The sequence below is a fragment of the Apilactobacillus micheneri genome, assembly GCF_002993975.1.
Lineage (GTDB): Bacteria > Bacillota > Bacilli > Lactobacillales > Lactobacillaceae > Apilactobacillus > Apilactobacillus micheneri.
This window is the reverse complement of record NZ_POSO01000004.1, coordinates 1-21,076: the sequence shown is the minus strand read 5'-3', so window position 1 is coordinate 21,076 and position 21,076 is coordinate 1. Positions and strand designations below refer to the sequence as shown.

General features: G+C 28.6%; 27 protein-coding genes and 1 rRNA gene. 26 read left to right on the top strand and 2 right to left on the bottom strand.

Features of this window, described 5'->3' with window-relative positions:
• The first annotated feature begins 17 nt into the window (after positions 1 to 17).
• Together C7N41_RS06105 and trxA are read left to right on the top strand one after the other, a co-directional pair.
• On the top strand, positions 18 to 2,372 hold the full coding sequence (locus C7N41_RS06105; RefSeq protein WP_105964811.1) for an endonuclease MutS2: 2,355 nt from the start codon (positions 18 to 20) through the stop codon (positions 2,370 to 2,372).
• An 82-nt stretch (positions 2,373 to 2,454) separates the two neighbouring features.
• On the top strand, positions 2,455 to 2,766 hold the full coding sequence (gene trxA / locus C7N41_RS06100; protein ID WP_105964810.1) for a thioredoxin: 312 nt from the start codon (positions 2,455 to 2,457) through the stop codon (positions 2,764 to 2,766).
• 42 nt (positions 2,767 to 2,808) lie between these two features.
• Here the strand turns inward: trxA and C7N41_RS06095 are convergent, their stop codons facing one another.
• Complete coding sequence (locus C7N41_RS06095; protein ID WP_105964809.1) at positions 2,809 to 3,297, bottom strand: YslB family protein; 489 nt, start codon at positions 3,295 to 3,297, stop codon at positions 2,809 to 2,811.
• A gap of 176 nt (positions 3,298 to 3,473) precedes the next feature.
• On the opposite strand from C7N41_RS06095, the gene racE reads away from it, so the two are divergent.
• The 22 genes from racE to C7N41_RS07980 all read left to right on the top strand — a co-directional run bounded on the left by racE (position 3,474) and on the right by C7N41_RS07980 (position 19,109).
• Positions 3,474 to 4,286 carry a glutamate racemase gene (gene racE, locus C7N41_RS06090; protein ID WP_105964808.1) on the top strand — a complete coding sequence of 271 codons (813 nt, stop codon included), beginning with the start codon at positions 3,474 to 3,476 and terminating at the stop codon, positions 4,284 to 4,286.
• Positions 4,286 to 4,879 (top strand): XTP/dITP diphosphatase, encoded by a 594-nt coding sequence (locus tag C7N41_RS06085; RefSeq protein WP_105964807.1) that lies wholly within the window; start codon positions 4,286 to 4,288, stop codon positions 4,877 to 4,879. The genes racE and C7N41_RS06085 overlap by 1 nt, the downstream gene beginning before the upstream one ends.
• A gap of 73 nt (positions 4,880 to 4,952) precedes the next feature.
• Positions 4,953 to 5,330: a DUF948 domain-containing protein gene (locus C7N41_RS06080; protein ID WP_105964806.1), complete on the top strand. Its 378-nt coding sequence runs from the start codon at positions 4,953 to 4,955 to the stop codon at positions 5,328 to 5,330.
• Positions 5,331 to 5,344: 14 nt separating this feature from the next.
• The gene (locus tag C7N41_RS06075; protein ID WP_105964805.1) at positions 5,345 to 5,773 is read left to right on the top strand and encodes a hypothetical protein; all 429 of its coding nucleotides are present in this window, start codon (positions 5,345 to 5,347) and stop codon (positions 5,771 to 5,773) included.
• A gap of 147 nt (positions 5,774 to 5,920) precedes the next feature.
• Positions 5,921 to 6,922 (top strand): catabolite control protein A, encoded by a 1,002-nt coding sequence (gene ccpA, locus C7N41_RS06070; RefSeq protein ID WP_105964804.1) that lies wholly within the window; start codon positions 5,921 to 5,923, stop codon positions 6,920 to 6,922.
• A 90-nt stretch (positions 6,923 to 7,012) separates the two neighbouring features.
• Positions 7,013 to 7,747, top strand: coding sequence for a YebC/PmpR family DNA-binding transcriptional regulator (locus C7N41_RS06065; protein ID WP_105964803.1), 735 nt, complete (start codon positions 7,013 to 7,015; stop codon positions 7,745 to 7,747).
• A 97-nt stretch (positions 7,748 to 7,844) separates the two neighbouring features.
• On the top strand, positions 7,845 to 8,702 hold the full coding sequence (comGA, locus tag C7N41_RS06060; protein ID WP_105964802.1) for a competence type IV pilus ATPase ComGA: 858 nt from the start codon (positions 7,845 to 7,847) through the stop codon (positions 8,700 to 8,702).
• A gap of 6 nt (positions 8,703 to 8,708) precedes the next feature.
• Positions 8,709 to 9,686 (top strand): type II secretion system F family protein, encoded by a 978-nt coding sequence (locus C7N41_RS06055; RefSeq protein WP_105964801.1) that lies wholly within the window; start codon positions 8,709 to 8,711, stop codon positions 9,684 to 9,686.
• Positions 9,687 to 9,688: 2 nt separating this feature from the next.
• On the top strand, positions 9,689 to 10,000 hold the full coding sequence (gene comGC, locus C7N41_RS06050; protein WP_105964800.1) for a competence type IV pilus major pilin ComGC: 312 nt from the start codon (positions 9,689 to 9,691) through the stop codon (positions 9,998 to 10,000).
• Entirely contained in the window at positions 9,969 to 10,427 is a 459-nt protein-coding gene (locus C7N41_RS06045; RefSeq protein ID WP_105964799.1) for a hypothetical protein, read from the top strand. Before comGC ends, C7N41_RS06045 begins: the two co-directional genes overlap by 32 nt.
• The gene (locus tag C7N41_RS07700; protein ID WP_157944373.1) at positions 10,420 to 10,593 is read left to right on the top strand and encodes a hypothetical protein; all 174 of its coding nucleotides are present in this window, start codon (positions 10,420 to 10,422) and stop codon (positions 10,591 to 10,593) included. The genes C7N41_RS06045 and C7N41_RS07700 overlap by 8 nt, the downstream gene beginning before the upstream one ends.
• Positions 10,574 to 11,005 carry a ComGF family competence protein gene (locus C7N41_RS06040; protein ID WP_105964798.1) on the top strand — a complete coding sequence of 144 codons (432 nt, stop codon included), beginning with the start codon at positions 10,574 to 10,576 and terminating at the stop codon, positions 11,003 to 11,005. Before C7N41_RS07700 ends, C7N41_RS06040 begins: the two co-directional genes overlap by 20 nt.
• On the top strand, positions 10,992 to 11,132 hold the full coding sequence (locus C7N41_RS07695; RefSeq protein ID WP_157944981.1) for a hypothetical protein: 141 nt from the start codon (positions 10,992 to 10,994) through the stop codon (positions 11,130 to 11,132). The genes C7N41_RS06040 and C7N41_RS07695 overlap by 14 nt, the downstream gene beginning before the upstream one ends.
• 112 nt (positions 11,133 to 11,244) lie before the next feature.
• A complete protein-coding gene (locus tag C7N41_RS06035; protein WP_174674033.1) occupies positions 11,245 to 12,240 on the top strand; it encodes a class I SAM-dependent methyltransferase in 996 nt (331 codons plus the stop codon).
• A gap of 21 nt (positions 12,241 to 12,261) precedes the next feature.
• Positions 12,262 to 13,452, top strand: coding sequence for an acetate/propionate family kinase (locus C7N41_RS06030; protein WP_105964797.1), 1,191 nt, complete (start codon positions 12,262 to 12,264; stop codon positions 13,450 to 13,452).
• A gap of 200 nt (positions 13,453 to 13,652) precedes the next feature.
• Positions 13,653 to 15,101 (top strand): amino acid permease, encoded by a 1,449-nt coding sequence (locus tag C7N41_RS06025; protein ID WP_105964796.1) that lies wholly within the window; start codon positions 13,653 to 13,655, stop codon positions 15,099 to 15,101.
• A 28-nt stretch (positions 15,102 to 15,129) separates the two neighbouring features.
• Positions 15,130 to 15,738, top strand: coding sequence for a metallophosphoesterase family protein (locus C7N41_RS06020; RefSeq protein WP_105964990.1), 609 nt, complete (start codon positions 15,130 to 15,132; stop codon positions 15,736 to 15,738).
• 16 nt (positions 15,739 to 15,754) lie between these two features.
• Entirely contained in the window at positions 15,755 to 16,861 is a 1,107-nt protein-coding gene (locus C7N41_RS06015) for a bifunctional metallophosphatase/5'-nucleotidase (protein WP_318530573.1), read from the top strand.
• Positions 16,819 to 17,145 (top strand): hypothetical protein, encoded by a 327-nt coding sequence (locus tag C7N41_RS07920; protein WP_318530572.1) that lies wholly within the window; start codon positions 16,819 to 16,821, stop codon positions 17,143 to 17,145. Before C7N41_RS06015 ends, C7N41_RS07920 begins: the two co-directional genes overlap by 43 nt.
• 11 nt (positions 17,146 to 17,156) lie before the next feature.
• Positions 17,157 to 17,705, top strand: a complete 549-nt coding sequence (locus C7N41_RS06010) for a YutD family protein (RefSeq protein WP_157944980.1) — start codon at positions 17,157 to 17,159, stop codon at positions 17,703 to 17,705.
• A 2-nt stretch (positions 17,706 to 17,707) separates the two neighbouring features.
• Entirely contained in the window at positions 17,708 to 18,481 is a 774-nt protein-coding gene (locus C7N41_RS06005) for a TIGR01457 family HAD-type hydrolase (RefSeq protein WP_105964794.1), read from the top strand.
• A 1-nt stretch (position 18,482) separates the two neighbouring features.
• Positions 18,483 to 19,109 (top strand): TIGR01906 family membrane protein, encoded by a 627-nt coding sequence (locus C7N41_RS07980; protein WP_105964793.1) that lies wholly within the window; start codon positions 18,483 to 18,485, stop codon positions 19,107 to 19,109.
• A 28-nt stretch (positions 19,110 to 19,137) separates the two neighbouring features.
• Here the strand turns inward: C7N41_RS07980 and C7N41_RS05995 are convergent, their stop codons facing one another.
• Complete coding sequence (locus C7N41_RS05995; RefSeq protein ID WP_105964792.1) at positions 19,138 to 19,776, bottom strand: VTT domain-containing protein; 639 nt, start codon at positions 19,774 to 19,776, stop codon at positions 19,138 to 19,140.
• Positions 19,777 to 19,937: 161 nt separating this feature from the next.
• Here C7N41_RS05995 and C7N41_RS05990 point away from each other — a divergent pair, with 161 nt between their 5' ends.
• Both C7N41_RS05990 and C7N41_RS05985 read left to right on the top strand, forming a co-directional pair.
• Positions 19,938 to 20,525, top strand: coding sequence for a peptidylprolyl isomerase (locus C7N41_RS05990; RefSeq protein ID WP_105964989.1), 588 nt, complete (start codon positions 19,938 to 19,940; stop codon positions 20,523 to 20,525).
• A 480-nt stretch (positions 20,526 to 21,005) separates the two neighbouring features.
• Positions 21,006 to 21,076, top strand: a 16S ribosomal RNA gene (locus C7N41_RS05985); the annotation flags it as partial.

Genomic DNA, 21,076 nt, shown 5'->3' with positions numbered 1-21,076 from the left:
GGAGGTATTATGCCAATATGGATACTAAAGTTTTTGATACTTTAGAATACAATAAAATAAAAAATAAAATTTATGAGTATTTAACTACTAAAAATGGTAAAAATGAATTATCTTCGTTGGTTCCAACTAACAACGATAAGTCTATTAATCTTTGGTTGGATGAAACTGACGATGGAATGCATGTTTTACGTTTAGATAAAGAAATATCGATTCCTAAATTGGATGATATAACTCCATATATGAAGAGATTAAAAATTGATGCTACTTTAAATGGCAGTGAACTATCTAAAATTAATAAAGTTTTAAAATCTGCTAATGCTTTAGTATCTTTTTTTGACAAAATGTATGAAGACCATGTTTCTTTTAAAAGACTTTATGATATTGTTGATGAATTTCAAACTATACCCACTATTTCAAAACAATTATCCTTTTCAATTGATGATGAAGGAAACATATTAAGCTCTGCATCGAAAGAATTAAATGGCATTCGTAAAAGAATTGATAAAGTAAAAACAGACATTCGTAATATTATGAATGGGTACACCAAAAAACAAGCTAAATATTTAACTGAGCCAATAGTAACTATTCGTGAAGATCGCATGGTTATTCCGGTTAAATCTGAATATAAAAATAAGTTTGGTGGAATAGTTCATGATCGTAGTTCTTCCGGACAAACTTTATACGTAGAGCCTAGTTCTGTAATTGGATTAAATAATGAACTTAGACAAAATCAAATTGCTGAAAGACAAGAAGAAAGACGCATCTTAATTGAATTATCTGACTTAATTAGACCATATCAATGGGAAATAATTAATAACTCTAAAATTTTAGGTCATTTAGATTTAATAAATGCTAAAGCTAAGTATGCTCGTAAGATGAAAGCAACTAAGCCTTTAGTCTCTACAGACAATAGGGTTAATTTAAAACAAGCTAGACATCCACTAATTGATCAAGATAAAGTGGTTGCTAATGATTTAAAAATTGGTGAATATAACCGTGCAATTGTTATTACTGGACCTAATACTGGTGGTAAGACTATTACTATTAAGACGTTAGGTATTTTACAATTAATGGGACAGTCTGGTTTATTCGTTACTGCTAATGAAGAATCAACAATTGGTGTTTTTGATAATGTTTTTGCTGACATAGGTGACGAACAGTCTATTGAACAAAATTTAAGTACTTTTTCATCACATATGGATAACATTGTCGATATTTTAAATAATCTTACTAGTAAAAGCTTGGTTTTACTTGATGAATTAGGTGCAGGTACTGATCCTAAAGAAGGTGCGGCACTTGCTATTTCTATCTTAGATAAAATTGGTGAAGTTAATTCTGAAGTTGTTGCAACTACTCATTATCCCGAATTAAAAGTTTATGCTTATAATCGTGTAAAAACTACTAATGCTTCAATGGAATTTGATGTTGATACTTTGCAACCAACATATCATTTATTAATGGGAATTCCTGGTCAAAGTAATGGGCTTAATATTGCAGAGCGCTTGGGATTATCAGATCAGATTATTAATGAAGCTCGTTCATTAACTGATCAAGATAGTCAAGATTTAAACAATATGATTGTTGAACTAACTGATCAAACTAAACAAGCTCGAGAAAATGCTGAATATTTGAGAACACAGCTAGCTGATGCCACTAAATTGCATGCAGAATTGAGCGATAAATTTAGTAAGTATCAAAATCAAAAAGAACGTCTTGTTACTGAAGCTAAAGAAAAGGCTAATGAAATTGCTAAAAAGGCTAAAAATAAAGCTGATCATATTATTGCAGAATTACACAAAAAACAAGATCAGATTGGTAAAGTTTCAGTTAAAGAAAATGAATTAATTAACGCTAAGGGTGAATTAAATTCATTGAGACAGGATATTAGTTTATCTAATAATAAAGTATTAAAGAAAGAAAAAGCTAAGCATGATTTTCACAAAGGTGACGACGTACTAGTTAAATCTTATGGCCAACGTGGAGTATTAATGAGTAAAATGGGTAACCATAGTTGGGAAGTACAGCTTGGTATTTTAAAGATGAAAATTGATGATACTGATTTGGAAAAGGTTAAACCCGAAAAAGAAAACAATTTTACTACGCGTGTAAAAAGGTCTGGTTCATCTGGATTATCGACTACCCTTGACTTAAGAGGTCACCGTTATGAAAATGCAATGCATGAAGTAGATCAATATCTGGATTCAGCTGTATTAGCTGGCTATCCTTCCATTACTATTATTCATGGTAAAGGAACTGGAGCCTTACGTAAGGGTGTAACTAATTTATTAAAACGTGATCGCAGAGTTTCTGACTTTGGATATTCTGCGCCTAATGCTGGTGGAGATGGATCTACGGTTGTTAAGCTAAGATAATATATCGTATAAGACATATTATTTGCAATCTTATATTAAAATGCTAAACTTACTTTTAGTAAATACGAAGGAGGTTATTAATATGGTTTCCGAAACTACAGATAAGACTTTTGAAAAAGATACTTCTGATGGGGTTACTTTAACTGATTTTTGGGCAACTTGGTGTGGTCCTTGCCGTATGCAATCACCTGTTGTTGAACAATTGTCAGAAGATATGGGGGATAAAGTTACCTTTAATAAAATGGATGTTGACCAAAATCCTGAAACCCCTCAAAAGTTTGGGATTATGAGTATACCTACTTTACTAGTTAAAAAAGATGGCAAAGTTGTTGATAGCATCGTTGGCTATCACAGCAAAGAACAATTAGCTAAAATTTTAAATCAATATCTATAATTAACAAAAAAGACAACTTGTTTTATTACAAGTTGCCTTTTTTTAGTTTGAATATAAATCAAAATTTGAAATATCATCAGAATCATTAGTAGGACTTTTTGGATCCATATGTACTCTAATTGTTACTTTACCATTTTTTTCTTCCTTGGGATTCATTTCAGCTTCTGCAATAACGCCCATTTGTTGTTGTGCAATTTGAGCTAAAATGCCCGCTTCAAACATAAAATCAGCATCAGCTGAAGATTCAAGTCTAGCTTTCACTATTTCTCCACTTAAAGTCCATTTTATTTCATGTTTATTTTCTGAAATAATTGATAGCTCGCCTAAGCCGGATTGCTTAAAAAATAAACTAACATCTAAAGCATCTCTAAGTGGAAATCTTCGTGCAATTTTTTTCCCAGCCCAATAAAGGATACTATGATCATCAGTACCTAATAAATCTTTTATCAATATATCTCTTAATAATTCTTGTCCCCAATATTGACTAGTAGATTTATTACCCATGATTTTTTTATAAAGATTATTATTCATACTTACTAACCTCAATTCCTTTTGTCATTTTTCATTATATTATAATTTATCATTGATTTGTATATTTTATCCAAGAAAATTTGGAATGTGTTACTAAATATCGTTGCTAGGTTGCTCAAAACTTCCAAAAGGATGATAATATATATTTAAACACTTTTTGAAAGAAGGTTAAGTAATTGGATAAACGTGCAATTGGTTTTATGGATTCAGGTGTTGGGGGACTCACTGTGGCTAAGGAGGCTATTAAACAATTTCCCAATGAGAATATTATTTACTTTGGGGATGAAGCTAGATTGCCATATGGTGAAAAAAGTCCTGAAGAAATAAAAAAATTCGCTCAACAAATTTCCGATTTCTTGATTGATAAGGGAATTAAGATTTTAGTTATTGCATGTAACACCGCTACTGCTCATGCACTATCCTTATTAAAAGATACCTTAGACATTCCAGTTATAGGTGTAATTTATCCTGGTAGTTTAGCTGCAGTTAATATTTCTAAAGAAAAGCGTATAGGTGTAATTGCTACTAATGGAACCATAAAAAGTAAAGCTTATGAAAAAACTATTAGTTCGATTAATAATGATGTTAAAATTTTTAGCCTAGGTTGTCCTAGATTTATTCCAATGGTTGAAGATGGACATTATAAGAGTCAAGAAGATCAGAAATTAGTAACCCAAGATTTAATGCCTATTATAAAAGATAATGTTGATACTTTAGTAATGGGATGTACCCATTATCCAATTATGCGTAAATTAATTCAAAATGCTGTAGGTGCTGATGTTAGATTAGTTGATCCAGGAATTGCTGTAATTAAAGATATTAAGCAAACAATTGATGAATTAAACTTAAAAAATAGTTTATCGCATACTAGAACATTAAACTTTTATACCACTGGTTCTGTTGAAAAATTCCGCTTCGTAGCAGAAGAATGGTTAGACCGAGATATTGATATTAAAAAAGTTTCTTTGAAAACATTGGAGGAATATTAATGTTAAATACGATTGTAATTGCTACTAATAATGAAAATAAAGCTATTGAATTTAGAAATATGTTTGCATCTAAAAATATTAATTTTAAGACCTTAAAAGACTTTCCAGAAATAGGCGCTATTAAGGAAGATGGTAATTCTTTTGAAGAAAATGCTACTATTAAGGCACAAGCTGTTCATAGGATGACAAATTTGCCAGTTCTTGCTGATGATTCGGGATTACAAGTTCATGTTATTAATGATGAACCTGGCATTTATTCAGCTAGATATGCCGGTGATCATGATGATTCTGCTAACAATAAAAAATTACTAAACAAATTATCAGGTAAAAAGAATCGAAGTGCTAATTTTAAGACTTGCCTGGTTTTAATTAAACATGATGGTAAAAAATTAGTTGTTAATGGGGAATTGAATGGTACTATTTTAGAAGAATCCAGGGGAGACAATGGTTTTGGATATGATCCATTATTCTATGTACCTAGTATGGAAAAGACGTTGGCGCAAATGAATAGAACAGAAAAAAATAAGATTAGTCATCGTGGTAACGCAATGAAAAAGTTGTTCAATGAATTTGACAATTGGTGGCTCAACTAAATGTTAACTAATTGTAAAATTTTTACGAAAATGCTATTCTAAAAGCATAGTATAAATAAGGGGGAGGAATTGTATGACAATAGGAGCTCTAGCTGGTTTAATTGCTGCAATTGCATTTTTAATATTAGCTGTAAGTGCTGCGTTTGTTTTAATTAAACTTTCAAAAACCGTTGATGAGGTTAATAAGAATATTAACTCAATTTCTCAAGATGTTAATGTTTTGTCTAAGCAAACTGAAGAAATTATGATCAGTTCTAATTCTATGATTAAAGATTTAAATGAAAAAGTTAATACATTAGATCCTGTATATCAAGCTGCTGCTGATGTTGGTCAAAGTGTTTCTGATTTGAATAGTGCTACTCAAAGCTTAACAAAGAAATTTCAAGAGAGAAACAAACCTTCTTTTCTTGAAAAGCTAGCAGGTATAGGCTTTAAAGTATTTAGAAAATAAGGAGAGTGTTTTTTATGAAAAAAGCAGGATTATTTTTTATGGGACTAACTGCTGGAGCTGCGGCAGCTGCTTATGTTGCTTATCGTAAATTAGATGACGACAAAGCCAAAAAATTAGTAGATACTACTAAAGATGCAGCTAATAGTTTGAAAGATCGTGCATTAGACTATGCGTTTTATGCTATGGATTCAGTAGATGATGCTAAACAATCATTACAATCTAAGACTTCAGATGCTACATCTAAAATTAAAGATGCTGCAGGCAAGGCTAATGATAACGTAATGAATAAGGCTCAATACTACTATGATGAAGGTAGTACTCAATTTCATAAAGCTGCTAATAATTTAAGAGAAAAATCTAAGGATGTTAATAATAAAAATAATGATGATAACGAAGACGTTGTCGTAGATCCTGATTTTTTAAAAAAAGATAGTGACAAGTAATTGAACAAAAAAGACTTAGAATTAATTAAAATGATTAATCCTAAGTCTTTTTTGCTTACTTGTTATTTTTATTTTAATCTGCTATATTTATACAATAAATGAAAGCGCTATAAAACTTTCTATTATTTGTTTAGAAAGGATTAAAATATGAATAAGCAAAATATAACTATTTATGATGTTGCTAGGGAATCTAAAGTTTCAATGGCAACAGTTTCAAGAGTTTTAAATGGTAATTCTAATGTTAGACCTGCCACGAAAAATAAGGTAATGAATGTAATTAATAAGATGGAATATCGTCCTAATGCTGTCGCTAGAGGATTAGCTAGCAAAAAGACTACAACTGTAGGAGTTATTATTCCTGATGTTACTGATGAATATTTTGCATCTTTAGCCAGAGGTATAGATGACATCGCTTCTATGTATAAATATAATATTATTTTAGCCAACTCAGACGATGATTCATCTAAACAAGTTAAAGTTTTGAATAATCTATTGAGCAAGCAAGTTGATGGTATTATTTTTATGGGAAACGAGATTAATGATAAATTACGCCAAGAATTTAAAAATTCTAATGTTCCTATAGTACTAGCTGGATCTGTAGATGAAAGTAATTCTGTTCCCAGCGTCAATATTGATTATATTTCTGCTGTTAAAACTGAGACTAGTAAATTAATTAACAATGGTAATAAGAAAATTGCTTTTATTTCTGGTTCTTTAAATCAGCCAATTAATTTAGATTATCGATTAGTGGGATATAAAAAGGCCCTACAAGAAAAGAATTATGTATTTGATAAGTCATTGGTATTTTCGACAAATGGTAATTATCAATCCAGTTATAATTTAGTTAATAGTATTTTATCTAAAAATATAACAGCAGCAGTTGTTACTAATGACGAATTGGCTGCAGGTTTACTAAATGGTTTAACGGATCTGAATATTAAAGTACCAGATGACTTTGAAATATTTACTAGCAACGACACCAAAATATCAAGATTGGTAAGACCTCAATTGTCATCAATAACTCATCCGTTATATGATGTTGGAGCTGTTGCGATGAGATTACTTACTAAAATAATGAATAATGAAGATGTTGATAAAAAACAAGTGCTATTAAATTATGATATTGTTGAAAGACAATCAACAAAATAGTAATGTACTTGATTATTAATATTCGCATTGATATAATTAATATGTTTGTAAAATGAAGAATTTGAATTAAACGAGAGGAGTGCTGAGATCATGTCAGGACATTCAAAATGGCATAACATACAAGGTCGTAAAGGTGCCCAAGATAAAAAACGTGGTAAGATTTTCCAAAAGATTTCACGTGATTTATACCAAGCAGCTAAAGCAGGGGGTGCAGAAGTAGATGGTAACCCTCAATTACGTTTAGTTATTGATAAGGCACATGCTGCTAACATGCCTAAAGATAATATCCAACGTGCACTAGATAAAGCAACTGGTGTTGGTGGAGCTAATTATGAAGAAATAACTTATGAAGGATACGGACCAGCTGGTACAGCCGTTATGGTTTCTTGTTTAACAGACAATAAAAACCGTACTGCTGCAGCTATTCGTTCTGCATTCACTCATCATGGTGGATCTCTAGGTTCTAATGGTTCTGTTTCATATATGTTTGATCGTAAGGGTTACATTGTAATTTTACGTGATGGCTTAGATGTTGATGAAGATGATATGTTAATGGATGCATTGGATGCTGGTGCAGATGATATGAAGGCTAGCGATGAAAAATTTGAAATTTTTGTTACTCCTTCAGATTTAAATGCTGTTCGTGATGAATTGCAAAAGAAATATACACTAGATACTGCCGAAGTAACAATGTTCCCACAAACTGTTACTGAAGTTCCTAGTGATAAAGCATCACAATATACTGGCTTAATTGATGAATTAGATGAAAATGACGATGTTCAAGACGTCTATGAAGCTGCTAAGTTACCAGAAGATGCTGAATAATTAAATAATGATTTAAGATGTGTAGTTATTCTACACATCTTTTTTTTATAAAAAATACATACACTTTTTTGCGAATATATTAGTGGAGGATATTTATATGAAAATGAAGGAGTACTTTAATGATTTAATTAATCATGCCATTGATATTAAAGCAAGTGATATTTATATATTTCCAGCAGGTGATAATTTTAATATTAAAATGCACACGAATGTAAGAATATTAGAACATTCAGTAATAGATAGTTCTTTTTCTAAAACTTTGCTTAATTATTGTAAATATATATCGAATATGGCTATTAGTGAAAATAGAAGGCCACAAATAGGTTCATTTGTATATAAATTAGATAGTCAAAAATATTATTTAAGATTTTCATCGGTTAGTAATTTTAGTAATAAAGAATCGATGGTAATTAGAATTATTTATAGTATAGAAGACTCTGATTTGAGTTATGCAGATTATAATAATTTGATATCTCTAAAGAAAAGATTCTACAAAGGAGGAATGATTTTGTTTGCAGGTCCTACTGGTTCTGGAAAAACAACATCGGCTTATAAATTAGCTAAAAGCATTAGTCCTAAAAAAATTATAATGACGATTGAAGATCCAGTAGAAATAATTGAAGATGAATTTTTACAATTACAAGTAAATGATTCTGCTAATATGGGATATGATGAGCTGATTAAAGTTGGGCTACGGCATCGACCAGATATATTTATTATTGGCGAAATAAGAGATACTAGAACTGCTAATGCTGCAATAAGAGCCGCACTTTCTGGCCATTTAGTAATCAGTACTATTCATGCCAATAATAAAAATGGGGTAATTAATCGTTTAAAACAATTAAATGTTGATTCATCGGACATAAATCATGCCATTAATACAGTTGTTTACCAGAAATTAGTAAATGATAAAGATGGAAATATGACTGCATATATGGATATAAATGAGGAGTAGTAAATTTTGTTTAATACAAGACTAAAAGGACCAGAACAGCAGCTATTGTTTAAAACGCTTAGTGAACTATTAGATTCAGGATTTAACCTTAAGGAATCATTAATTTTCATAAAACAAACAACAATTAAGGAAAATATTATTGATGATGTTTTATCAAAATTGGAACAAGGATATCACTTTAGTTATAGTATTAGAAAATATATAGATGGTGAATTTTATAATCAAATATATATTAGTGAAAAGAATGGTAACTTGATTAGCTGCTTAAAAGAAATAAATAAATATATTTCTATTAAAAATAAACAAAACAAAAAAATACAAGAAGTTTTAATGTATCCGTTATTTTTAATATTGATGCTTTTAATGGCATTAATTGGTATCAATAAAGTCATTGTTCCACAGATAGGAGCAATCGGTAGTGTTGAAAAATATGATTTAAGTTATTTATATTTTTTTATATTATTAATATTTATGTTCTTATTGCTAATTTTTATTTATTACAAAAGTTTATCCTTTTTAAAAAGAAAAGAATTTTTAATTAAAATACCTTTTATTGGGAAAATATATCAGTATTATATGGGATATTATTTGTCATATAATTTATATTTAATGTTAAGCAATGGTATTGATATTAAAAATATATTATTTATAATGAATAGCTTCGACAAATCAACAATTATTTATTCATTAAGTAATGAAATAAAAAAAGAACTAGAAAATGGGATGAATTATACAAAACTTATACAAAAATATAATTTTATCCCTAAAGAATTTATTTTATTTTTGTCACAAGGTAATTCTAAGGGAAAAATAATTAACAATTTATTTATGTTTTCAAGACTTCAATTTGAAGACATGATTAATAAAAGTAATCGTTTGATTAACTTAGTTCAACCAATTTTATTTTTATTAATTGGTATCGGAATTATATTAGGATATTTATCAATTTTGATGCCCATTTATAACTCATTAAGGGGAATATAAACATGAAAATATGTAAAAAAAGATCTGGATTTACTTTAATTGAAATGACCATTGTATTATTCATTATTTCATTATTAATTTTAATAATTGTACCTAATTTAAATGGTCAAAGAAAAAAGGCTGAATCTATTCATAACAATGCAATGATATCTTTGGTTCAAAGTCAAATCGATGCTTATCTGATTGATAAGGGTGATGCTAATGTTACGTATCAATCTTTGAAGGAAAATGATTATTTGAATTCATCACAAATTTCACGAGCAGAAAAACAGGGCATTAATATTGATAATAATAAAGCAATTAAAAAAGAGTAAGTTTGGATTTACTAATATCGAAATGATTATTGTATTAATGATTACTTCTTTGTTTATAGGTATTACACTTTTTATTTATCCTAATATTAAAAATTATCAGCGTAATGATGAACAAAAATTTTGGAATTCTTTTAAATATCAATGGGATAGTATTGTTATGTCTACAAAAATTAACAAAAATGAAAAATCTAAAATAACAAGTACAATTATCGTAAATAAAAATAATGTTCATTTTATTTATTGGAATGGTGTTAATAAATCTCTTAATATCCCGAATACTATGAGCATTTATGGTAATTCTTATATAATTGATATTAAAAGTGGTGGGTATGTTGCTCCTGCAACTTACCGTTGGCATTCTAATCTGTTAAAGAATGATTATATACAAACTTTTCAGCTTGGATGGGGTGTATATCATATTGAATAAAAATTTAGATGGGTTTGTGATTATAGATAGTTTAATAGCAATTATTTTAATTACTTTAGGTATATTATTTTATATTGAATGTGATCAATCTATTAATAATGGTATAAAACATGCTGAAAATCATTTAATCGAAAGTAGAAAAAAATATGAGAATAACCTTAAATAGAAGAGGTTTTACAGTAATAGAAAGTATTATTGGTTTATTAATTTTAAGCTTAATTGCTATGATAATTAATACCACAAATTTGTATATTAATAATTCTGATAGACACCAAAGAAGTGAGATTATTAATTATCACGTTTTTTTAAGCACAATTGAATCTAAAAAGTTAAATTTAAGAGTTGTTAAAATAGATGATAATAATATAACCTTAATTAATCCATCAAATCATAAAGAATATAGGATTCAAACCTATAAAAATATGTTAAGACTTTCTGGCAATAAAAGTGGACATGTACCAATCTTAGAAAATATTGCTTCAACATATTTTAGTATTCATAAAAATCATCTGTTTATTAAGTTGAAATTTATTAATCATCAAGAATTTGAAAGTGAGACTTCTATTGAAAAAAGTTAAACATAATGGTTCTGCTACAATGATTGCATTAATATTCTTAATAGTTTTATCAATTATTTTATCAATTAAATTTTTAAATTATAATGCTGAAATAACTACAATTAATGAATTAATAAAAAATTATTAATATAAGTAATTATTTGTTTATCTTGAATTAATTAATAATAATCTGGTAATATTAAACTTGTATTAAATCTTTTAAGGGAGTGAGAATACTGGCTGAGAAAGATACAGAAACTTTGTTTAATGTATTGGACAAATCTACTGAAATATTGAAAAAAGAATTAGATGTGTCATATTTAGATGCCTTTATCGAAAATGGTGATAATATGATAAATAATAATACTGTTCATGTTGAAGATGATAAGCCTAATGAAGATATAGTTTCTAAATTAGAAAAGCTGTATAATAAAGTAGATTATAATTCTATAGATGCTGAGTCAATTAGAAAGGCTATTCAGATGGCTATGATTAAAGCAACTAAAGAAGATGCTGTTCAAGCAAATCATCAAATAACTCCTGATACAATTGCCTCAATTATGGGATATTTAATTATTAGACTATATAAAAATAAGTCTAATTTAAGTGTGCTTGATTTAGCTGTTGGAACTGGTAATTTATTAAGTACCGTTATTAATCAGTTATCAGATGCACTTAAAACAAATATACATGGTGTCGGTGTCGATAATGATGATTCTATGTTGGCTATTGCTAGTTTAAACTTTCAAATGCAAAATAAGATTGACGATGTTGAGTTAATTCATCAAGATGCAGTTGATAATTTATTGGTGGATGATTCAGACTTAGTTATTTCTGATTTACCGGTTGGTTATTACCCAATTGATGAAAATACTAAGAATTATAAAACTAGATCTAATGATGGTCATTCATATGCACATCATTTGTTGATTGAACAAGGGATGAACCATGTTAAGCCAGGTGGATTTGGTGTTTTCTTAGTACCAAGTAATCTTTTTAATACTCCTGCAGCTAAGGAATTATTAAAATGGAACCAAGATAATGCATATATGCAAGGGTTATTAAACTTACCTAAAGAATTATTTACTAATGTTAAAGCTCAAAAAGCTATTTTAATTTTACAAAAACATGGTAATGATGCTAAACAAGTTGATAAAATAATGTTAGGGGAATTTCCTTCTTTCAAAAATCCATCAGCTTTCCAAAAATATTTAGCTGAAATTGTTGAATGGGAAGAAAATAACTTACTAAAATAAAACAAATTAAGGAGAACTATTATGGGAAAGTCTATTGCTATTAATGCTGGAAGCTCCACATTAAAATTCAAATTATTTGAAATGCCTTCTGAAAAACTAATTTCAAGTGGTGCCATTGATCGTATTGGTTTAACTAAATCTGATGTTGCTATTAAATATGGTGATGGTAAGAAATTCCATAAAACTATGGATATTGAAAATCATGAAGAAGCTATTAAATTAGTTTTAGATAAACTACTAAGTTTAGATATCATTGATGATTACAATGAAATTACAGGTGTAGGTCATCGTGTTGTTGCTGGTGGTGAATTCTTTACTGATTCTGTTGTTATTACTGATGATGTTTTGAAAAAACTTGAAGAATTATCAGAATTAGCACCATTACATGAACCTGCAAATATTTTAGGTATTAAGGCATTCAAGAAGATTTTGCCTAATGTAATTAGTGTTGCTGTTTTTGATACTTCATTCCATACTTCAATGCCAGAAGAAAATTACATGTATGCTTTACCATATAAATACTATCGTGAACATAAAGCTCGTAAATATGGAGCACATGGTACTAGCTACCGTTATGTTTCAAGTCGTGCTGCTGATATGCTTGGTAAACCACTAAAAGATTTAAAATTAGTTGTAATGCATTTAGGTGCTGGTGCCTCTATTTGTGCTATTGATCATGGAAAGTCACTTGATACATCAATGGGCTTTACTCCAGTAACTGGTGTTATGATGGCAACTCGTTCTGGCGATGTTGATCCTTCATTACTTGCATATATTATGGAAAAAGAAGGCATTACTGATGTTAATGAAATGATTAACATTCTAAACAAGAAGTCTGGATTGTTAGGTGTTTCTGAAGTATCAGCTGATATGCGTGATTTGGAAGCTGTAAAAGCTGACAATCATCAAGCTGAATTAGCTCGTAATATGTACATGAATCGTATTATTAGATATGTTGGTCAATATGTTGCTGAAATGAATGGTGTAGATGCTATTGTATTTACTGCCGGTGTTGGTGAAAATGATATTGGCATTAGACAAGAAGTAGCCGACAAATTAAGTTACTTTGGTGTTGGTGTTGATCCAGAAAAGAACCATATTCGTGCTGTAGAAAGAGATATTAGTTCTGATGATTCATCAATTAAGACTTTATTGATTCCAACTAATGAAGAATTAATGATTGTTAAAGATATTGAAAGACTACGTAAATAATTAATAAAAAGGAACTCATTTTGAGTTCTTTTTTTTATTTCATTGATAGATGAATAAAATTCATTTAAATGTCAAAATCATGAATAAATGTTGACAAAGCAATATTTATAAAGTAAATTTTTCTTTAAATTACTTTTACTACAGTATCTTATAAATAATTATTATGTATAATTAAATTAGTAAAGGGAGTGCATAGACTTATGAAAGATACGCCCAACAAAGATAATGAACAATTATCTAAGGGATTAAAGAATCGTCATGTTCAGTTAATAGCTCTTGGAGGAACAATTGGAACAGGACTATTTTTAGGTGCTGGTGAATCAATTCAGTTTGCAGGTCCATCAATTGTTCTTGCTTATTTGATAGCCGGAGTAGCTGGATTCTTCATTATGAGATCTCTTGGAGAATTATTATTATCTGATGTTAATTGTCATTCATATATTGAATTTATTGATAAATATTTAGGTAAAAAAATAGGCTTCGTTGCAGGATGGACTTATTGGGCCTGTTGGATTTCAATTGCGATGGCCGAAATTACTGCTGCTGGTTTGTATGTGCATTTTTGGTTTCCAGGAATACCACAATGGGTAACAGGTTTATTTTTACTTATTGTATTATTTTTGGCTAACTCAATTAATGTTTCTGCTTTTGGCGAAACTGAATTTTGGTTTGCTTTAATAAAAGTAGTTGCAATCTTAGCCTTAATAGCTACAGGTGTAGTTTTAGTCATAATGAATTACAAAACACCAGTAGGACATGCTAGTTTAAGCAACTTATTTGGAAACTCAATGTTTTCACATGGCCTTAGTGGTTTTCTTTTAAGCTTTCAAATGGTTATATTTAGTTTTGCAGGAATCGAAATGATTGGAATGACTGCTTCTGAAACTAATGATCCAGAAAAAGTAATCCCTAAAGCAATTAATGAAGTCCCATCTAGAATACTAATTTTCTATATTGGTTCATTAATAGCTTTAATGTGTATTTATCCATGGAATCATATTAATGCTGCTTCTAGTCCTTTTGTACAAGTATTTCAAAATATAGGGGTTGGTTCTGCCGCCGCAATTATTAATTTTGTTGTACTGACAGCTGCTGTTTCAGCATGTAATTCTGCTATTTTTACAACAGGAAGAATGATTTATTCATTAACATATGGATCTAAAAAGCCTTTAGGAAAGCAATTAGGATCTTTAAATAAACATCAAATTCCTTCTAAAGGTATTTTATTTTCTATTGTAATAATTACACTTTCATTAATTTTAAATGCTTATATGCCTGATGGTGTATTTCAACTAGTTTCTAGTATTGCTACTACATGTTTCTTATTTATTTGGGGATTGATTGTTTTAGCCCATTTAAAATATCGTAAAGTAGTTTCAAGTAAAAATGAAACTAACAAATTAACTTTTAAGATGCCATTTTTCCCTTATTCTAATTATTTTGTTTTAGGATTCTTGGTTTTTGTAGCAATTGTAATGTTATTTAGAATGAATACTTTATTTGCTCTGATTGGTTCAATCGTTTGGATTATAACATTATACATTATAAAATCATTAACAGATGAAGTTCATCAAAAAGATAATTCCAATTTTGGAGTTATCTTTTTATTTTGCAATTTATATTTTTACGTTTATTGTTGTAATATATAGTTAGTTAATATTGAAAGGGAGTAATTATATTCAGTACTTTATTTCTGATACGCATTTTTTTGATAAACATATGTTAGGTATTGATGACTTTGCTCCAAGACCTTTTTTCTTTGTTGATGATATGAATAATAAAATTATTGATAATTGGAATAGTAAAGTTCAAATTAATGATACGGTATACCATTTAGGTGATATTGCTGTACATCACATAAAGCCAGCAAAGAAAGCCTATGAAGCAATTTTTAATGTTTTGAAAAAATTGCATGGTAATTTAATTTTAATTAAAGGTAATCATGATAGTCGTGATTTATTTAAGTTCTTAAGTAATCATAACTATTACATTAATGGAAAACTTAAATTTGAATTTCATGATGTTGGTGTATTAATAAAGATGAACCATTGTCAGTACTACATGACTCATTATCCAATGATGATGGGTAAGGTTGAAAAAATTATTAATCTTCATGGCCATATTCATCATTATTCGGTGCCAATTAAAGATGATTTGAACGTAGGTGTAGATTCTCCAGAATTAGACTATTTAAAATCAAAACCATCTTTTGGTGCTCCATTATCTGAATCTGAAGTACAGGAGATGGTTTTGGGTAAGAGTATTGACTTTGCGAAAAGACATTGATTAGGAGGTAAGTGAATTGTTAGATAAAATTGCTATTTTGCATACAAACGATTTACATTCTCATTTTGAAAATTGGCCTAAAATTGTTAGATATTTGGCCTCAGAAAAACATAAGCTAGAAAATCAGGGCTATTTTGTTATAACTGTTGATTTAGGGGATGCAGTGGATCGTGCTCATCCGTTAACAGAAGCAACTGATGGCAAAGCGAATATAGATTTATTAAATCAAGTTCATTACGATGCTGCCACTATTGGAAATAATGAAGGATTAACTAATAGTAAAGATGAATTAAACCATCTATATGACGATGCTAACTTTGATGTAGTTTTGGATAACTTGTTTGATCTAAAAACTGGTAAACAACCAACTTGGGCAAAAAGAAAAAAGATTATTAAAAGTAAAAATGGTACTAAAGTAAAATTACTAGGGTTAACGGCTCCTTATCATTCTACTTATGAGTTAGAAGGATGGAATCCTGTTGATGATCAAAAAATTATTCCTGATCTTATAAAAAATGATAATGACAATTATGACGTGATGGTCTTGCTATCACACTTAGGTGTTACTCAGGATCGTTTAATTGCTAGTAAGTTCCCACAATTTGATATTATTATTGGCAGTCATACACATCATTTATTTAAGAATGGTGAATATGATAATAAATCATTATTAGCTGCAGCTGGTAAATATGGTCATTATGTTGGAGAAATTAAGTTATCCGTATCAGATGGTAAGATTACTGATAAGGTTGCTTCAGTGGTTAAAACATCAAATTTACCAGAACAAGCTGATGATGAACATTATATCCAAGGATTAGAAGAACGTGGTGAAAATATATTAGCACAATCGAAAGTAGCAGATATTCCTTATAGCATGCATACATCATTAAGAGGTGAACCTTCTATTATGAAAGAAGGTCTCGAAGCTATGAAAGAGAAAGCTCAAACAGACGTTGCAATTATGAATGATGGGTTATTTCTAGATGATTTACCTAAAGGAATAGTTGATAAAAATCAATTGCATAAAATCCTTCCTCACTCTATGCATGTAATGAAGACCACCTTAAAGGGTTATGATTTATGGCGTATGATGATGGAAATGGAAAAAATCGTAAATTTTTAATTCAATTTGAACAAAAAGGAATGGGATTTCGTGGTAAATACTTTGGTGAATTAAATTATTCCGGTATTGATGTTGATATGAAGACCCGTAAAGTTTTTTATAATGGTAAAATTATTAAAGATAATGATAGTTATGACATTGCCTTATTGGATCATTATTCATTTATTCCATTTTTCCCAACTATTGCTATTGTAGGTGATAATCATATTTTATATGATCAAACATTAAGGGATGTATTTGCCACTTATTTATCAAAAAAATATCCTTTAAACAAAAAAGATTAGGAGAGTTTTATTTGGATCGTAAGACTATTGAAGAAACAGTAGAAGAAAATAGATCATCTAAAAAGCCATTGGCAAAAATATCACAAGAAAATGATGATAGACTGCTCATTAATGGACATGATTATGAAATAATTAAGAATGTTGAAAATTGTTTTGATTTAGAAATCTTTAAACAACAATATAATCCAATTTTCAGTAAATATAATTATATTGTAGGTGATTATGCTTATGGGGTTCTAAGATTAAAGGGTTTTCTTAAAGATGATGCTAAAGTACCCCCACAATATCAATATAGCTCAATTGAAGACTACATTTATGAGTATGCTAATGTAGGTGCTAAGTATTTTGTTATTAATAATTTAGAAGCTAAAAATAACTTTAGAAATAGTCATTTCAGTAAAAAGCGTCGCAATCCTCGTAGAAAACGTAAAAATAGAAATCATAATTTTGAAGAGAAAGTAACTAAGCATAAAAAGCCTATTAACAAGCGTAAACATATGCGTATTACTAAAAGTGATGGTAAGGGTAAGCGTCATTTTACAATTAAACAGGGAGATTAGTTATGAAAAAATATAATGGATACTTTATTGATTTAGATGGGACGATTTATGCAGGTAGTAAAAGAATTCCTGCTGCAAAAAGATTTATTGAAAGATTACAAAATAAGGATATTTCTTTTATGTTTGTTACTAATAACACTACTAAAATGCCTATTGATGTTGTTAAAAACTTATCTGATAATCACGACATTCATGTAAGAGAAGATAATGTTTATACTGCTGGATTAGCAACTGCTGATTATATGGACAAAATTGCTGGAAAGAAACGCAAAGTTTATGTAGTGGGGGAAAAAGGTTTAATCACTGCTTTAGAAAATAATGGATTTGAAATTGTATATGATGAACAACCAGATTATGTAGTAGTTGGTTTGGATTCTAATACTGACTACGATAAATTAAGTAAAGCTGTATTGTACATTAGAGCAGGTGCTAAATTTATTGGTACAAATCCTGATAGTAACATTCCAAATGAAAAGGGGATGCTTCCAGGTGCTGGTTCTTTAGTTGATTTGGTTAGGTATGCAACACAAGTTGATCCAATATTTATTGGTAAACCTGAAAGCATTATTTTAGAAAACGCATTAGATAAAATTAAATTAAATAAAGATGAGGTCGTAATGGTTGGCGATAATTATATGACTGACATTTCTGCAGGAATTAATTTTGGCATTGATACTTTATTAGTTTATTCAGGACTATCAACTAAAAATCAAGTTTCTAAGATGAATATAAAACCAACTAACGAAATTGATTCATTGGATGATTGGATAGTTTAGAATGTTTAAATTTAACTGTATTAATATATTAAGTATTACTCTTATTCTTTTATCTGTAATAAGTTTAGGTATATTTATAATTATAAATATACCTTTTTTATACTATTCGTCGATATTAATGTTTCACATTGATATTAATTCCCATAAAACAATAAATGAGCTAATGAATAATTATTATAATATTGTTACTTATTTACAATCTCCTTTTATAGATCATTTAAATGCTAGTTTTCTTATAGATAGAAGAGGAATTCATCATTTTTATAATGTAAAGCAATTAGTTATTTTTAATAACTTATTTATGTTTTTTTCTTTGCCAATCTCATTAAAAGTTTATTATAAATATGCAATTAAAAAATTTATTAGTTTATGGATCAATTTTTTGAAATTAACTATTTATATATCTATTTTTATGTTTGTTTTAATTATTCTTGATTTTAATGACATTTTTATAAAATTTCATCAAATATTTTTTAACAATAATGATTGGATATTTAATATTAAACAAAATCCTATTATTTTAGCTTTTCCTGACAGATACTTTTTTGTATGTTCATTAGGATTATTTTTTATATTCTTGTTTTTATGTTCTTTTATTTTAAGCAAGGGTAAAAAAGAACTCCAATAAAAAAGAGCGGAATATTATTCCACTCTTTTTATTTTTGTTTTTTCTCTTTTATAAAAGCTACTATTCCAGGTATTAAAGTAATTAATATAATTCCAATGACTACTACTGAAAAATGTTCTTGAACAAATGGAATGTTACCAAAAAAGTGACCAGCACCACAACAAAGTAGTACCCAAACTATACATGCTGATAAATTATACTTTATAAATTTATTATATTTATAACCACTTGTAGCAGCAATAAAGGGGGCTAATGTTCTAATGATTGGCATAAATCTAGCTATGAATATTGCTAATATACCATATTTATCAAAAAAAGATTTTGCCTTATCTATTTGTTCCGGTTTTATAACTTTTGCTACCCATTTTTGTTTTGTTATCTTATAACCTATTTTATCTCCTAAATAGAAGTTTAAAGTATCACCTAAAAATGATGCTAATAGGAATACAACTATAAATATCCAAGTATTTAAATGATATTGAGGATTTGCTGAAATAGCTGATGCTGCAAATAGTAAAGAATCGCCTGGTAAAAATGGCATAATAACTACTCCTGTTTCTACGAATATAACAGCAAAAAGTATAATATATGTCCAATTACCAAAATAAGTAACCAAATTGATTATATGATTATCTATATGGAGTATAAAATCTATTAAAGTATTCATATTTTTCTCCTTAATTTAAATGTATAGAGTAATTTTACCAAATTTATAAGAATAAATGCATAATAATAAAATAAATTATGAAAAAAGACTTATCATTTATCCAATTTTATTTTATTATATTATATGTTTGTTAAATAAATAATTATTTGGAGGAATTTACTATTAATTATCCGCAGTTGAATTTAGATGAAGAAAATGGTCCTTTAGCTATTATAAAGACTAATTATGGTGATATTGAAATTAGATTATTTCCTGAACAAGCACCAATGGCAGTTGAAAACTTTACTAAACTTGCTGAAGTAGGTTATTATGATCAAATTAATTTTCACAGAGTTATTAAAGACTTTATGATTCAATCTGGTGATCCAACTGATACAGGTGCTGGTGGTGAAAGCATTTGGAATCAACCATTTGATGATGAATTTTCTGACGATTTATATAATTTTAGAGGTGCATTATCAATGGCTAATGCCGGTCCTAATACTAATGGTAGTCAATTTTTTATTGTTCAAAATAAACATTTAGCAGACAATTTAATAGAACCTATGAAAAAGTCTAAGTTTGCTAGTGAAGTTATTGATGCATATAAAAATAATGGTGGAACTCCATGGCTAGATTTTAGACATACAGTTTTCGGTCAAACAATTAAGGGAATTGATGTAGTTGATAAAATAGCGGATGTTGAAGTTGATAATAATGATCGCCCAGTTTCAGAAGTTTTAATAAATAAAATAGAAATATATAAATAGTTATTGACTATATTTTGTTTTATTGGTATTATTATTTTTGTTGTCATTTACGACATGCTTTTATATTTTATTTATTAAAAAATGTTGACTTTAAATTTAGCTTTTGATATTATCTTAGTTGCTTAATTTTAAATTTGTTAAACATTAATTCAAAATTAATTATAAAAAGTTGTTGACTTTCATTTTTTAAAATGGCATAATAATTAATGTTGCGTTGTTGATATGACAAAGAGTAACAAATTAATTCAAAAATTTAATTATAAAAAGTTGTTGACATTAAGTTGATGACCTGATATAATTAAAGAGCTGCTTGTTGAAAGCAGTTAACTGATAAGTAGATCTTTGAAAACTGAACAAGATTGATAATCGATGATGTGTAAGGATTCTTATGATTTAGATCATAAGAAATTAAACATTGCGAAGTCAATTCGCTTATAAAAAACAATTAATTTGATGAGCTAGTTAAAAGCTTTTCATCTATAAGATGAGAGTTTGATCCTGGCTCAGGACGAACGCTGGCGGCGTGCCTAATACATGCAAGTCGAACGAGT

Bases quoted from the DNA above. Each gene is read 5' to 3' on its own strand.
- C7N41_RS06105 (WP_105964811.1), top strand. From the start codon at position 18: ATGGATACTAAAGTTTTTGATACTTTAGAATACAATAAAATAAAAAAT.
- C7N41_RS06075 (WP_105964805.1), top strand. From the start codon at position 5,345: ATGAAAAAAGCAGGATTATTTTTTATGGGACTAACTGCTGGAGCTGCG.
- C7N41_RS07920 (WP_318530572.1), top strand. From the start codon at position 16,819: ATGGCGTATGATGATGGAAATGGAAAAAATCGTAAATTTTTAATTCAA.
- C7N41_RS06085 (WP_105964807.1), top strand. From the start codon at position 4,286: ATGTTAAATACGATTGTAATTGCTACTAATAATGAAAATAAAGCTATT.
- C7N41_RS06080 (WP_105964806.1), top strand. From the start codon at position 4,953: ATGACAATAGGAGCTCTAGCTGGTTTAATTGCTGCAATTGCATTTTTA.
- C7N41_RS06065 (WP_105964803.1), top strand. From the start codon at position 7,013: ATGTCAGGACATTCAAAATGGCATAACATACAAGGTCGTAAAGGTGCC.
- ccpA (WP_105964804.1), top strand. From the start codon at position 5,921: ATGAATAAGCAAAATATAACTATTTATGATGTTGCTAGGGAATCTAAA.
- comGA (WP_105964802.1), top strand. From the start codon at position 7,845: ATGAAAATGAAGGAGTACTTTAATGATTTAATTAATCATGCCATTGAT.
- C7N41_RS07980 (WP_105964793.1), top strand. From the start codon at position 18,483: ATGTTTAAATTTAACTGTATTAATATATTAAGTATTACTCTTATTCTT.
- C7N41_RS06030 (WP_105964797.1), top strand. From the start codon at position 12,262: ATGGGAAAGTCTATTGCTATTAATGCTGGAAGCTCCACATTAAAATTC.
- comGC (WP_105964800.1), top strand. From the start codon at position 9,689: ATGAAAATATGTAAAAAAAGATCTGGATTTACTTTAATTGAAATGACC.
- C7N41_RS06040 (WP_105964798.1), top strand. From the start codon at position 10,574: ATGAGAATAACCTTAAATAGAAGAGGTTTTACAGTAATAGAAAGTATT.
- trxA (WP_105964810.1), top strand. From the start codon at position 2,455: ATGGTTTCCGAAACTACAGATAAGACTTTTGAAAAAGATACTTCTGAT.
- C7N41_RS05995 (WP_105964792.1), bottom strand. From the start codon at position 19,776: ATGAATACTTTAATAGATTTTATACTCCATATAGATAATCATATAATC.
- C7N41_RS06005 (WP_105964794.1), top strand. From the start codon at position 17,708: ATGAAAAAATATAATGGATACTTTATTGATTTAGATGGGACGATTTAT.
- C7N41_RS06095 (WP_105964809.1), bottom strand. From the start codon at position 3,297: ATGAATAATAATCTTTATAAAAAAATCATGGGTAATAAATCTACTAGT.
- C7N41_RS06025 (WP_105964796.1), top strand. From the start codon at position 13,653: ATGAAAGATACGCCCAACAAAGATAATGAACAATTATCTAAGGGATTA.